Here is a 14,650-nt window from a genome sequence, read left to right as displayed (position 1 = left end):
CCTATTACTATCTTGTATAGACGTCCCCACTATGAGCACTGACCACTTCACGGCCTACCAAGGCCATGCACAGGCACCATCAATCCGTACCGTAACCGACTGAATGGCTTGCCTTATACAGAGCTACGCATGGCGCTTAGCAGTGTAGTAGCTTGCATTGCCCTAAGTTCCGGTCCGCTTAAGCGTATATATACACTCCGGTCTACTGCCGGCGACCGACATGGATGCTGGAGGCAACGTGACAGGTGTACGGGGGGCCGTGGGGGGAGGGCGAAAGCCTACCCGGTCGAAGATTACTTACAGGTCAATCCCTCAAAAATTTTTTTGGGAATAAAGCCCAAAAAAATTTTTGCCCTTAATAGAAATTCCAAGCATCCGTCTAAAATTATAGGCACGGCAGACTTATTGCAGTCAACCTACCGGCTTGCTTACCCTGGCGCTTAGGCAGGCGGAATAATAGGTGGAGCCGAGATGCCCGTTAATGACAATATCCGATAGCGGAAATCATCGTAGACCTTGCCGTCCCGAACTGACAGCTCGCCCAAAGAATAAAATTGATTAGTAGATGGAGATTGAGTCCTAGCTTTATCTCGATCCACCCGAGCATTCACCACCGTCCAGCACTCGGTATATCCTTCTTTACGTGCCTTCTGGTGGCTTTTTTCAGCCTCACCGAGGCGATTGTGGATGTTCGATACATCAGTGCCGCTTTTCACTTCAATGGCGACAACATTACGGAAGTGTTCAGGCGCCATCTCTTCCCGAACAATTATGTCAGGGTCAGCAGCAAATTGAATCAAAACAGGCCGACCCGCTGCGTTTAGGACCGCAATAGTAGTAGGCCCTACAGTTGGATTAGCATGACTCACAATCTCTTGGATAATCTCGAATACTTGGACAATGCCGGCCGACCCAAGTTTATTATTTGTACCACCTCGAAGTTGTGGACCGACAGTCAATAAAGTGAGATCATCTAGCAATTCTAAACCAATCTGCATCGGTTCCACGCCGTTCAATAACTCAGACGCAGCCTTACAAAGGGCAGCACACAAAGACGGGATATCCGGAGCTAAAACGCCTCTTATTTGCCCCCGCTCTTCCATCCCCTTGAATGGGCCAACACCGAAACCCTTATCGCTCCCATAGAATTCCTTTTGGCTGTACCCCATCAGGAGTCGGTAATAGCCCAACAAGAAAGGATTCGCCTCTAACACAGCCGGAACTGCAAAAACAAGTTCGGCACGCAGCCCATGCGTTGCAAGCGTCGCCATATCTGCAGGTGGCACATATTGGGCGATTTGCTTGTCAAGCTTTACTATATCCATGCCTCGTATAGTCTCAAGAAGCGCATTTTGGAGATATACAGATCGAAATTGCTTGAGAGTAAAAGCGAAGTCAATTTGGAGCTGTGGGGGGCGAATATTAAATTTTCTCGTCATGCCGCTGCGATCCTTATCACATTACTGTCCTGACCTTTCAGTCGGCTGACAGCCAACGTTACGTATTCTGGATTAAGTTCGATGCCGAGGTACTGACGATTTTCCTCCTGACATACGAGGCCAACAGTCCCAGCTCCAAAAAATGGGTCAAGTACATAATCACCAGGTGCTGTCGAAGCTCGAATACATGGACGAATGAGGTCCGGCGGGAAAGTTGCAAAGTGCGCACCAGCAAACGGTTTTGTATTAATATTCCAAACGGTACGCCGATTGCGCAGCCCTCCATTATCAGCCGCTTCCCTCACGGCCTCCCAATCGTAATAATATTTTTCTGATTTGGTGAGCATAAATAGAAACTCATGCGCTCGGGCTGGACGATCCTTAACGCTCTCTGGCATAGCGTTCGGCTTGTTCCAAACAATATCGCTACGCAGATACCAACCATCAGCTTGCAATGCGAAAGCAAGCCGCCAAGGGATGCCAATGAGATCTTTGGGTTTCAGCCCTTCTGGCGTATCAGGACGCACCTCCATGGCGCGCGCGGGATTTTTTTTATCCGGCGCTCGATATCCGCGATTTCCGCTCGTATAGTTATCGCCAATATTCAGCCAGAGTGTTCCATCTTCGGTTAGCACGCGCCTGACCTCTGCAAAGATAACTACAAGCCGGTTCAAAAACTGGTGCATTGACCCTTCAAGTCCAATTTGCTCTGCAATGCCATAGTCGCGAAGCCCCCAGTAGGGCGGCGATGTGACAACACAGCGCACTGAGTTAGAAGGCAGACGACGCAATACCGTCAGTGCATCACCCTCAAAAAGGGTGGAATCACGAAAAGTGAGCACTTCAGCTCGCTCTACTCGCTCCACAGTGGGCGGAACTTGTTTTTTGCTCGGCATGTCCTACTATTTCCTATCGATCATGTTGCTACATTGAAACCATGCAATGGTCATGGTCAACCGGACAGTGTACCGCAGAGTGTCAGCAATAACTAGTCGTGTGGTAGGCAACGTATGTGGCGTTGCAAGCACATCATCTAGCTTCGACCTGGCGCCGCCGTAGGGAGATCGCCCATCCTTTCAGGCTCGCTCTGTCGTCGCGAATGGTATAGACAACAAAGCCTCGGCCGTTGTTTCCTTTAAAAACCTTTGTCGCTACGCTATCTGCCCGCTACTGCCGAAGTCATATACCTAGTCTATGCTTCGCGGACTAGCTACTTCACATTGAGCGAGGCGCTGAAGAAGCCAGCTACTACGTACACGAGGTCCTCCACGCTCTGCTAGGTCAGGCCATTGGCGCAGTATGCACACTCCGCACTTCACTACTTCGATGTTTAGTTGCACATGCGTTGGCTTTCTACGCCCTTCGCCACAGTCTCCTTAGATTCCATTGTGCTCATCGCCAGCAACGTAGCGTCCAATAGCATTTGCATAGGAGGCTAATACCCGCCCCTTTCAGCCAAATGTTCAACATGGATGGTGTGACCTACGGCACCGCAGGTGCTCCAACGTAAGCAATATCCATGCGTTTGCAGGCGTACAGCTACAACTAGCTCAACACTTTGAGAGAAGTAATCCTTAGATACAAAACCGAGGCCGGGAGACACCCTTCCACTCGCCACTTCGCTACTATCAGTAGTATCCTAGCAGCAAGATTTCTTACTTACAGGAACTAAAACTTTTGCACCTTCTGGGGTGATTTGGTTTCCTGGTACGCACCTCGACAGGAACTGATCCAGCATGTCGATAAACTTACCTATTTGATATCCGGACACTATGCAGTTTGAATACTCGTGGTCTATGACGGCACACTTGGCTTAACCAAATGTGCGCAATTGGCAAACCTAACAACTTTTCCCTGCCGTGACAATTCGTGAGTTTTCGATATGGAAAATTTGCTATCTTCAGTTACTCCAGCTGGAAGCAATCACTACTTAGCTATTACAGCCTGCTCCCCGGAAGCAGACAAACTGCTCTAACTTTAAGTGTCATTGATTACACTGGAAGTAAATTAATTATTCAAAAAGTAAAAAGAAATTTTAACAAAGAACTTTACATAGGGATAAGTTCATGAGGCTACACAAACTTTCTATTAGCGGTTTTAAGCGTTTGCACACTGCGGAGATACAATTCGGGGATGCTACATTTTTAATTGGGGCTAACAATGCAGGAAAAAGCTCCGTGCTTAAATCCATTGACTGGCTTCTGTCTAATAGCAAACGCATGACTATCGATTGCTTCTGCTCTGAAGTGGACGAAGAGACAGGTGAGACAAAACCGACATGCGACACTGTCGTATTAGAAGCGGAATTTAGGAATGTTCCAGAAGCTGCTAACACTTGGCGCGGATTTAAAGGGCGTATTTTTTCCTATGACCCAGCACAAACAGGAGAAACCGGAAAAAGCATTTTCTATCGAAAAACGTATAAACTAGTTGAAGATGTTAAGATCGAATTAAAGAGCTTAAAACGAAATCTTAAGGCTGAGTTTGCAAATCTACAAAAGCCTTCCGAATTTATTGACGCAGGAATTTCTGCCGAGTTAATCAAGGAGATTTTTCCGGCCTTAGATAAGAAGATTCCCGCTGCGGACCGGGATAAGCTTCAGCTCATCGATGAACTATGGCTAGTCAATGATGAAGAAGAATGGGCACTCAATCCAGGCGGCATTGGCGGGGTAGTTCTCTCTAAGCTACCATCAGTCCTAATCATTCCAGCTGAAGCTGCCTCACATGAAATCGATCAAAAAAATGGGGTGTTGCATAAAATTCTACATGAGCTATTCAAGGATGTTCGAGAAATATCGGTGAATTACAAAGAAGCTCAAACCAGTCTAACTCGACTAGCTAAGGAACTTGATCCAGGAGATTCGAAGTCAGAGTTTGGCAAGTTGATGGTGGAACTGAATACAGTACTTGGTGGGGTTTTCCCAGAGTCTCGCATTTACGCCGCTGCCGATCTTTCTAGTCCAGACGCCCTCATCCCTACTTTCGAGATTGAAATGTCGAGCAACATTCGCACTAGCGTTGCTAATCAGGGCACAGGTATGGTTCGCGCAGCAGTGTTCGGTCTATTACGTTTCAGGCAGCAATGGCTGAAGAAGCGCGATGGCAATAACGAACGAGGACTTATCATCGGATTTGAGGAACCAGAAATTTACCTCCACCCAAGTGCAGCAAATCAAATGCGTGATTTGATTTACGATCTATCCGGCAAAAATTCGCAGATAATTGCCACGACACACTCCCCTTATCTTATCGACCTTTCTCGTAAACCCAAACAGGTTCTAAATCGCTTCCAATACGAAAAAGGCCACACTAGTGTTCTGCCGTTTTCCGTATCAAAAGAATTTACTAAGTTGCAAGACAGCGAAAAAGATAACATCAAAATGCTTATAAAGCTTGACGATCATCTTTCGCGGATATTTTTTACGCGACGGGTTCTAATCGTCGAAGGGGACACAGAAGAAGTTATCATTAAGGAAGCGATCCGAAGAATGCCAGTTGCAATGAAATCACAAGTTTTGTCAGGAAGCGAACTTGTTAAAGCCAGAGGCAAAGCGGCCATCATTGGATTGATTAAATACTTGAAAGCGCTAAACGTCGATTTCTTTGTTATTCACGACCGTGACAAAGGCACCGAAGGTGCTGAGAAATTTAATGAACCGATCAGAAAAGCTGTGGAGAACGACCAAAAATTAATTGTTCTGGAAGAATGCGTGGAGGATTTTTTGGGATACAAAGCACCAAATTCTGAAAAACCGTTCAATGCATACTTACGAACTCTTGAGTGGAAGGATGGATGGGACGGCGTTCCAGAGCAACTAAAAAATCTTTTAACTAAAGCATATAGTCCACTTATATAAGCAGCGGAAAAAGATGTGTCAAATTCAATCGTTACTGGTAAAAATCAAGCCAAATAGCGGCAGTCAGGCTATTGAATGACACATCTTAATGAGCATGTTGAATAGAAACAAACGGCAGCGGCACATCCAGTCCTGATGAAAAATGAACTTGGCTAAACTTCCAAGCTCTGTCAGGACTGGCCGTGTTAATGACACTCTGGTTTGCAATAAAAATAATTGCAATTGAACACTCAGTTCTTTTTATTATGCTCACTGATACCAATCCTTACTATTGGTCACATGTATCAGCCAAGGCATTGGTCGCCATTTTTAGTTTAAGATATGTACTGTTGTCTCACCGCGAAGGGCAAGTGCGACAATTTTTTTGGCCCGTACTTCGTTGCAGCCTTTAAATTGTGTCTCTTTCAGCACAGCGATGGCCTCGTCAAAATGACCAAGTTGGCGCAATAACTCGCCACGCTCTATCTGAAAAGCGGGATAGTACTTAATCAAATTCAAGAGCTGACATATGTTTACATAGGCAGCTTCTATTGATAAGATGCGTACTTGCTTAGTAGGTCTACCATTGTTATCCAACCTCTGGTGATCGTTAGAAACCCACCAGAGCCGTCGCCGTATATAAATTTCGCGTTCCTCAGCATTTGGCGGCATCGTCGCTAAGACATTCAAAAAATCTTGGCTGCTGTGTAACCCTTGAATATATTCCGCGTTCTTAATTTCGCTAGATAGAGCATTCCAATCTCTCTCAGCGCGAAGTCGTTCTTTGCCGTTTCCAGTCAGTTGATGCCATAACCGCGAGAAACAACTAATAGGATCGGGCGCCGAGGGTACTGGCATGACTTTCTTAGCATCGTCGATCCACACCACCTTACAACAAGTCGGACATCGCCCCACAGGCGCCCCAATATTTGCCCACCACTGCCCGTTGCATCCGTCCGACCACTCTGGTACGTCATCGTAGAAATGGAGAAAGGTTAGAACAGAACGCGTAAAATACCCTGCGCATATAGGGCATTGATACAGCATCGGCGTGGATAATCGGGTCATGCGGTTAAAATACAGAGAGGTGACGTTGCTATAATTATGTTTGTGATATGGCACTGACTTTTACCAGATGAGCCTTCTCCGCGTACTGGTCAATCACTGCTCTGATTCGCGGCACCGCACATTCAACCCACTCTTTATATTTCCAGATTGGTCGAGCACCCAGCATCTTATCAGGCATAGAAACAGGGGTAACTATTCTTGTGTGCGTACCATGTAAATTGAATCCATGAAACGACACGGTGTCACCACGCATTTCCAGTTGTGGCATCAGTCGCGGCTGACCTGCTTTACCGTCCTTACAGTTTGCGGAATATATAGGCTTCACCTCCGCCCAGACGGCGGCGATCTCTGCATTGATAGCATCGATAAATATTTGCCCATACTTCATCCGCAAGCGACCAAATAACTCCTTGTTCGTATTGTGCTCCCATGACAGCTGTTGCTTCAGCTTAGCGCCCTCCGCGTTTCGCAGTGCCCTAGCCTGCACTTCTAAGTTATATAACCGTCGACGCTCAAGCGTTTCCGGGCTGTTGTCCACCACTCCGCCAACATACGCTGGTCTTGGTCCGTCCCATCCGTCCTCTTCGATTTCCAATGCCAAATTAATATCGGCATCGTCTGCGTCGCTGAGTAAAGGCACGTCTGTGTGTGCCACATCACCAGCCGTTGTGGACGTCGCTAGGATGCGCAGGCGACCTTCAAAATAACAACTAATGCCGGCTCCTGCTTCTACTAGAGCCAAAACTTCCTTGAGCCGAATTGCCGTCAATAATCCATTTATCTTTATATCCATAACTCTCCTGGAAAGTTGGTTAGGTCCTTCGACTGTTAGGGGCGGCTGTGGTTTGCTTCAGCACTCCCGTCTGCCGTACGCGTTTAAGTTCGGTTGCCCACCTTATCCGCACTAGCGGGCAAGCACCTCGACTGGACCTCTGCCTTTGACAGGCACGGTGCGCGCATTGCGGTACATGTACCGTCGTCTACGCGAAATTATATCTGGATGATTGTCATGTGCCCAACCTTTCAAAAAATCGCCAGTCTTCTGAACTGCTTGCACTTGGGAGCGCCATCAAGCGATTGCGTATGGAGCGTGCCGTGTCACAAGAACAACTTGCTCTGGCAGCTGAGGTGGATCGGAGTTATTTGGGCCGTGTTGAACGGGGCGATAACAACCCTGCTGCACTGACGATCATCAAGATATCCAATGCCCTAGGAGTGACTACTGCTGACCTTTTTGCAGCAGCGGATTTGTAGGATTGTCAACGAGCAAGGTACTTATACCGCCAACACGATGCTCAAAGTGGTAAACTTTCGCCGTCGCCCTGGGTTAAGTCTCGGTGAGATCACGTGAGAGCGGATATCTGCGCGAAGATTTGACGGTATTTTTAACGGTATCTCTCTAGAAAAAAGTGGCGTACCCTAGCATTCATGCGGGTTTCAGCCTGATTTTCGATTCCGGCCGGAGCACCAAAGCTTGCAGCAACATCGAATACCGAAACCCGCGTTTCTTATTAGAGAGCGCGGGTTTTTTGTTGCTATCGCGCCTTTTCCGGCACCGTCCAGTGATCGTAGGCCCGCTCGATTTGTTTCAGCGTGCCGTCGCGCCCCAGCACTGCAAACGCATCGTTCAGCCGCCTGATCACCGCATCCGGCACGCCGGGATGACAGGCCAGGAACACGTCCTGGCGGCCAAATGTGAATACCGGCACGATCCTGCCCTTCCACCCGTTCTGTTCCAGCACCATGCTGCCGCGCCGCAGCGACGCCGCCCACAGGTCGATGCGTCCCAGCAGCAGCTTCTGCGGATTGAGCAGGTCGTGCGGGGCGGTGTCGACGGTGAAGCCGCGGCTGCGCAGGTAATCGTCGCGGGCGTCGCCGCGGTAGGTGCCGATGCGGTAAGGCCGGGCATCGTCCAGCGAGGCCAGGGCGATGCGGCGGTCGGCGCGCGCCATCAGCACCCATTGCGCGCTGTCGGTCGGCCCCACCCACTTGAACAGGGCTTCGCGCTCGGGTGTACGGGTGGTGGAGTAGACGCAGGCGTCGGGGCGCTCGCGCGCGGCGGCATAGGCACGCTTCCACGGCAGCGTCTCGATGGTATAGGCCACGCCGGCGCGGGCCATGGCCGCGCGCACCTTATCGGTGGCGATTCCGACGACCCGGCCGCTGGCGTCGCGCATGCTCGATGGGGCCGCCTCTTCGGTGGCAATGTAGAGGGCGCCCGCCTGCTGGGGTGACGGTGCGGCGCGTGCAGGCCAGAGCGCAGACAGGGCCAGGCAAACGGCGCCCGTGGTGTGCTGGATCTGCATGGTCTTGCCCTCCTTGTTGCTTGTTCGATCATGAAAAGCCCTGATACCCCAGGCCATTCATGCAATAAGCATACCGCATGGAACCATGCCAAAGCTCACTTCCACAGACATGGTCGCACGCACGCGACAGATGCGATAGCAGCATTATAAGTTTTCCGCATAAAACCAAGACTTTCCATACGGAAAATGTCATACTTCTGTCGTCTCCCTCTTCTGTTTTTACCGGTTTTAAGCTTTCCCGAAAGACGCCATGCCGCTTTTCACCCTGCCCGATGACCCTTCGCTGCTCAGCTACGGCATCTACGATACCAAGCTGGTGCTGCTGTCGCTGCTGGTGGCGATCTTTTCGTCGTGGATGGGCCTGCAGATCGCGGGCCAGGCCCGCCAGCGCAACAGCCAGCGCACGGTCTTCCTGCTGACCGGCAGCCTGGCGCTCGGCGCCGGGGTCTGGGCCATGCACTTCATCGGCATGCTCGCCTTCAGCCTGTGCACCCGGGTCGTCTACGATCCGATGACCACCATTCTGTCCAGCCTGCCGAGTATCTTCGCTTCGTATGTGGCCCTGAGCCTGATCGCGCGCGAACGCCTGGGCGCCGGCAGCCTGCTGGTTGGCGGCGTGCTGGTCGGCGCCGGCATCGGCGCCATGCACTATGCCGGCATGGAAGGCATGCAGATGGGCCTGGACCTGCGCTACGACCTGGGCATGTTCCTGCTGTCGATCGTGGTGGCCGTGGTGCTGGCCACGCTGGCGCTGTGGGTGCGCTTCGGCCTGACGCGCTACGCGCGCCTGGGCGAAGGCCAGCGCCTGCTGCTGGCCGCTACCGTCATGGGCTGCGCCATCTCGGGCATGCATTACACCGGCATGGCCGCGGCGCGCTTCGTCGGCCGCATCGACCCGAACGCCGCGGCGTCGTCGGACACCACCGCGCTGGCACTGGGCATCTCCTTGATCACCGTGCTGTTCACGGTGCTGGTGCTGGCCGCCAACGGCCTGCTGCGCTACCGCCGCCTGTACGTCGAACTCTCGCGTAGCGAAGCCTGGATGCGCGCCCTGCTCACCACCACCATCGACGGCGTGATCACGATCGACCGCGAAGGCACCATCCTCGAATTCAATGCCTCGGCCGAGAAGATCTTCGGCTGGCGCCGCGACGAGATCGTGGGCGGCAACGCTGGCCTGCTCCTGCCCGAAGGCGACCAGGCCAGCCGCGCCGGCCTGTTCGGCTACCTGGCCGACAGCGGCAGCCAGGCCGCCCCCGACAACGCCGAAATCGATGCCCTGCGGCGCGACGGCAGCCTGGTGCCGATCCGCGTCGCGGTCGGCCACGCGCGCCTGGAAGGCCAGGAACTGTTCGTCTGCTTCGTCACCGACATCACCGAGCGCCGCGAGATGGTACAGGCGCTGCGCGCCAGCGAGCAGCAGTTCCGTTCCCTGATCGGCACCATCCCCGGTATTTCCTACCGCAGCCGCTTCGAAGGCACGCACCCGATGGTGTTCATCAGCGACGCCGTCGAGCGCGTGGCCGGCTATCCGGCGCGCGACTTCATCGGCGCTGCGCCGGATGCCGCGCCGCGCCGCAGTTTTGGCGCCCTGATCCACGCCGCCGACCGCGTGCGCGTGTCGGAAGCGATCGAGACCGCGCTGCGGGAAAACCGTCCCTGGCTGGTCGAATACCGCCTGCTGCACGCCGACGGCACGACCCGCTGGCTGTGGGAGAACGGCACCGCCGTGCGCGACGACGACGGCAAGCTGGCCTGGCTCGACGGCGTGATCCTCGACATCAGCGAGCGCCGCATGATGGAGGAAGCGCTGCGCGAAGCCAAGGAGAATGCCGAGCAGGCCGCCGCCGCGCGCGCCACGTTCGTGGCCAACATGAGCCACGAGATCCGCACGCCGATGAACGCCATCCTCGGTTTCACCGACGTGCTGCTCGACGGCGAACTGGCGCCGGGACAGCGGCGCCACCTGGATACGGTGCGCAACGCCGGCCGCTCGCTGCTGCGCCTGCTGAACGAGATCCTGGATACCGCCAAGCTGGAAAAAGGCGCGGTCGAACTCGAGATCAACGACTACAACCTGCTCTCGCTGATCGACGAGCTGTCGTCGACGCTGGCGGCCAACGCGCGCGCCAAGGGCCTGCACGTGGACATCCACTACGACCCGGCGCTGCCGACCAACCTGCGCGGCGACGAGCTGCGCATCCGCCAGGTGCTCACCAACCTGCTCGACAACGCGATCAAGTTCACGGCCGCCGGCAGCGTGGTGCTGCGCGCCGAGCCGCAGGGCGACCAGCTGCACTTTTCCGTGAAGGACACCGGCATCGGCATCGCGCCCGAACGCCTGGATGCGATCTTCGATCCGTTCACCCAGGCCGACGCCTCGATGACGCGCCGCTTCGGCGGCACCGGCCTGGGCACCACCATCAGCAAGCAGCTGGTCGAGCTGATGGGCGGGAAGATCTGGGCCGAGAGCACGGTCGGCGAAGGCACCACCTTCCACGTGCTGCTGCCGCTGGTGGTGGCGCGCTTCGCGCCGCAGCAGGCGCGCGTACGCACCGCGGCCGCCCTGCCGCGCCTGCGCGTGCTGGTGGCCGACGACGTGCCGCAGAACCTGGAACTGCTGCAGCTCCTGATGGCGCGCCGCGGCCACACCATGACCGGCGCCTCGGACGGCGCCCAGGTGGTGGAACTGGCCGCGCGCCAGGACTTCGACCTGATCCTGATGGACTTCCAGATGCCGACCATCGACGGCTTGAGCGCCACGCGCCTGATCCGCGAGCAGGCCGAAGCGGCCGGCCGTCCGCGCGTGCCGGTGATCGCCATGACCGCCAGCGTGCTGGCCGAACACCGCCGCGCCAGCGCGGAAGTGGGCATGGACGGTTTCGCGACCAAGCCGGTCGACTGGTTCGCGCTCTCGCACGAGATCGCGCGCGTGCTCGGCATCGGTTCGCACGCGGCGCCGGATGCGCCGGCCGTCGGGCGCCAGGCCTGGAACCGCGTCGGCGGCGTGCACCGCTGGGGCGGCAAGGAAGACGCCTACCTCGAAGCGCTGGCCCATTTCCACACCCAGCACGCGCTGCTGCCGCAGTTCCTGCGCGGCTTTGCCGATGCCGCCGACCATCCTTCGCTGCGCATGCTGGCGCACAAGGCGCGCGGCGTGGCCGCGAATCTCGGCCTGGAACTGCTGAGCGATGCGCTGGCAGAACTGGAAGCGCTGGCCGAAGGCGACAAGGGCCAGCAACTGGCCGCCAGCGCCCTGCTGCCGCCGGCGCTCGACGCGGTCGATGCCGCCCATGCCGGGGCGCTGGACCTGACCCGCGCCAGCCGCCCGTCCGCCGCTCCTGCGCCGGATGCCGCCGGCGCCACCCTCGACCTGGCGCGCGCGCGCCGCGCCGGCGGCCTGCTGCACGATGCGCTGGCGCGCGGCGCGCTCGACGACGCGGCCATGGCCGGCCTGGCCGCGGCCCTCGCCGGCCACCCGGTGGCCGCACGCGTGACCCAGGTCCAGGCGGCCCTGGCCGATTTCGACTTCGACCTCGCCCAGCAGCAGCTCGACGCCGTGCTGATCGCCCTCGAGTCCCTTCCTACCCATGACGATGCAACGCCACAGGAAACGATGCAATGAGCAATAACATCACCCGCCCGCTGATCCTGGCGGTCGACGACGAAGCCAGCAACCTGCAACTGCTGCGCCAGATCCTGCAGGACCACTACCGCCTGCTGTTCGCGAAAGACGGCGCGCGCGCGCTGGAACTGGCGGTCAAGGAGCGCCCCGACCTGGTGCTGCTCGACGTGATGATGCCGGGGATGAGCGGCTACGAAGTCTGCGCCGCGCTCAAAGCCAATCCGATGACGGCGCCGATTCCGGTGATCTTCGTGACCGCCCTCACCGACACCGCCGACGAGCTGGAAGGCTTCGAGGCCGGCGCCGTCGACTACATCACCAAGCCGATCAGCCCGCCGCTGGTGCGCGCGCGCGTGCGCACCCACCTGTCGCTGGTGCGCACCGAGGAACTGAAAGCCTCGCGCCTGGCGATCGTCCAGCGCCTGGGTCTCGCTGCCGAGTACAAGGACAACGAGACCGGCCTGCACGTGATCCGCATGAGCCATTTCGCGCGCATCCTGGGCCTGGCGGCCGGCATGACCGAAGAGGAAGCCGACGATCTGCTGCACGCCGCGCCGATGCACGACGTCGGCAAGATCGGCATCCCCGACCGCATCCTGCAAAAGGCCGGGCCGCTCGATCCGGACGAATGGAAGATCATGCAGAGCCACGCCACCATCGGCGCCGAGATCATCGGCGAGCACGAAGGCGGCATGCTCAAGCTGGCGCACGACATCGCCATCACCCACCACGAGAAGTACGACGGCAGCGGCTACCCGAATCGGCTGGCCGGCGAGCGCATTCCGCTGGCCGGGCGCATCGTGGCGATCGCCGACGTGTTCGACGCCCTGACCTCGATCCGGCCCTACAAGCGCGCCTGGAGCGAGGAAGAAGCGGTGGACTACCTGGTGCAGCAGAAGGGCAGGCACTTCGATCCGGCGCTGGTCGACCTGTTCGTGGCCCAGCTGCCGGCGATCCGCACGGTGCGGCTGCGCTGGGCGGAAAAGGAGCAAGCCGAGGCGCAGGCCGCGTAAGCGCTCACATGCACAAAAAACGAAAGGGGCGCGCTGCGCCCCTTCTGCTTTGCTCCTGCTTCGGTTATTCCGGCGTTACCGGCGGCGCCAGCGGCGTGGCGGGCGCATGCGGCGCGCCGGCATGCCTGGCCAGCACTTCGCGGTACAGGGCGGTATAGTCGGCCGCCATCTGCGCCGAGGTGAACACTTCCTCGAAACGGCGGGCCGCGTTGCCGCCCATGGCGCGCGCCAGTTCCGGGTCGTTCCACAGGGTGCGCAGCGCCGCGCGCAGGGCCGGGGCGTCGTCCGGCGGCACCACCAGGCCGGTCTCGCCGGCGATGTTGATGTAGCTGGTGCCGGTGCCGATCTCGCACGAGATCATCGGCTTGCCGTACATCGCCCCTTCCAGCAGCGACACGCCAAAGGCTTCCGAGCGCAGGTGCGAGGGGAAGGCAAAGGCATAGGCCAGGGTCAGCAGCGCGACCTTGTCTTCCTCGTCGAGCGCGCCGGTAAACAGCACGTTCTTCAGGCCCAGGCGCGCGGCCTGGGCCTTGAGCGCGGCTTCTTCCGGCCCGGCGCCGACGATCACCACCGGATACTCGGTGCCCGCCACCGCGTCGAGCAGCACGTGCAGGCCCTTGTAGTAGCGCAGCACGCCGACGAACAGGAAGAACTTGGGGCCGACCCGCTCGCGCCAGTACGCCAGCCGCGCCGGGTCGGGCTGCGGATAGCTGGTCTGGTCCAGGCCGTAGGTGATGACGCGCGCCTTGCCGGGGTAGCGCGCCAGCACCGCCGACGAAGCCAGGTAGTTCGGCGACGCGGCGACGATGGCGTCGACGCTGCGCAGGAAGCGGTGCTTCAGCGGCTGGTACAGGCGCAGCAGGTTCTTCTGGCGCACGATGTCGGAGTGGTAGCTGACCACCGTCGGCTTGCGTACGCGCGCCACGAAATGGGCCAGGTCCATGAAGGGCCAGGGGAAGTGGTAGTGCACCACGTCGGCCTCGCGCGCCAGGCGCGCCAGGGCGCCGAGCGCGGCATACGAGCAGGCGTTCGAGGCGATCTCGAAGTCGAGCGGCACGCGCTGCACGGTGTGGCCCTCGAAGGCGATTGGCTGCAGGTTCTTTTCGCGCGACAGCGACAGCACGGTGTTGGTCACGCCGAGGCGGCCGGTGCCCACGCACATCTGGCGGATGGTCTGCTCGACCCCGCCTACGGTGTCGGGATAATAGGTCTTGTAGAAATGAAGAACGCGCATGGACGTGGTGAGAAATGAACGCTTGATGCGCGAATCAGTTGTAGCAGGTGGTGCGGGGACTGGCCGGAGCGGCGGCAGTGGCGAGCCCGATCATGGCCGTGCCCATTGCTGCGCGCCGCGCCTGCA

10 protein-coding genes are annotated in these 14,650 nt (G+C 57.0%); 4 read left to right on the top strand and 6 right to left on the bottom strand.

Translation table 11 applies throughout. The features are described 5' to 3' along the window. Positions 1-440: 440 nt before the first annotated feature. On the bottom strand, positions 441-1,439 hold the full coding sequence (locus ACWYRN_RS11295) for an XcyI family restriction endonuclease (RefSeq protein ID WP_488692504.1): 999 nt from the start codon (positions 1,437-1,439) through the stop codon (positions 441-443). Beyond that, positions 1,436-2,335, bottom strand: coding sequence for a DNA-methyltransferase (locus ACWYRN_RS11290; RefSeq protein ID WP_488692503.1), 900 nt, complete (start codon positions 2,333-2,335; stop codon positions 1,436-1,438). Before ACWYRN_RS11290 ends, ACWYRN_RS11295 begins: the two co-directional genes overlap by 4 nt. 1,170 nt (positions 2,336-3,505) lie before the next feature. Here ACWYRN_RS11290 and ACWYRN_RS11285 point away from each other — a divergent pair. Continuing rightward, complete coding sequence (locus tag ACWYRN_RS11285; protein WP_488692502.1) at positions 3,506-5,299, top strand: AAA family ATPase; 1,794 nt, start codon at positions 3,506-3,508, stop codon at positions 5,297-5,299. A 309-nt stretch (positions 5,300-5,608) separates the two neighbouring features. Here ACWYRN_RS11285 and ACWYRN_RS11280 read toward each other — a convergent pair whose 3' ends face one another. Further along, positions 5,609-6,136, bottom strand: coding sequence for a hypothetical protein (locus tag ACWYRN_RS11280; protein WP_488692501.1), 528 nt, complete (start codon positions 6,134-6,136; stop codon positions 5,609-5,611). Positions 6,137-6,380: 244 nt separating this feature from the next. Then, positions 6,381-7,139, bottom strand: coding sequence for a hypothetical protein (locus tag ACWYRN_RS11275; RefSeq protein WP_488692500.1), 759 nt, complete (start codon positions 7,137-7,139; stop codon positions 6,381-6,383). Positions 7,140-7,357: 218 nt separating this feature from the next. Here ACWYRN_RS11275 and ACWYRN_RS11270 point away from each other — a divergent pair, with 218 nt between their 5' ends. Beyond that, positions 7,358-7,600 carry a helix-turn-helix domain-containing protein gene (locus ACWYRN_RS11270; protein WP_488692499.1) on the top strand — a complete coding sequence of 81 codons (243 nt, stop codon included), beginning with the start codon at positions 7,358-7,360 and terminating at the stop codon, positions 7,598-7,600. 281 nt (positions 7,601-7,881) lie between these two features. Here the strand turns inward: ACWYRN_RS11270 and ACWYRN_RS11265 are convergent, their stop codons facing one another. After that, the gene (locus ACWYRN_RS11265; RefSeq protein WP_488692498.1) at positions 7,882-8,652 is read right to left on the bottom strand and encodes a substrate-binding periplasmic protein; all 771 of its coding nucleotides are present in this window, start codon (positions 8,650-8,652) and stop codon (positions 7,882-7,884) included. A 250-nt stretch (positions 8,653-8,902) separates the two neighbouring features. Between ACWYRN_RS11265 and ACWYRN_RS11260 the strand changes: the two genes are divergently transcribed. After that, positions 8,903-12,277: an MHYT domain-containing protein gene (locus ACWYRN_RS11260; RefSeq protein ID WP_488692497.1), complete on the top strand. Its 3,375-nt coding sequence runs from the start codon at positions 8,903-8,905 to the stop codon at positions 12,275-12,277. After that, positions 12,274-13,290 (top strand): response regulator, encoded by a 1,017-nt coding sequence (locus ACWYRN_RS11255; protein ID WP_488692496.1) that lies wholly within the window; start codon positions 12,274-12,276, stop codon positions 13,288-13,290. Before ACWYRN_RS11260 ends, ACWYRN_RS11255 begins: the two co-directional genes overlap by 4 nt. A 64-nt stretch (positions 13,291-13,354) precedes the next feature. Here the strand turns inward: ACWYRN_RS11255 and ACWYRN_RS11250 are convergent, their stop codons facing one another. Continuing rightward, on the bottom strand, positions 13,355-14,524 hold the full coding sequence (locus tag ACWYRN_RS11250; RefSeq protein WP_488692495.1) for a glycosyltransferase family 4 protein: 1,170 nt from the start codon (positions 14,522-14,524) through the stop codon (positions 13,355-13,357). Between the last annotated feature and the right edge of the window lie 126 nt (positions 14,525-14,650).

This window comes from Massilia sp. BAP21, assembly GCF_057801335.1.
The sequence above is the reverse complement of the archived record's forward strand: the minus strand, read 5'-3'. Positions and strand labels throughout refer to the sequence as shown.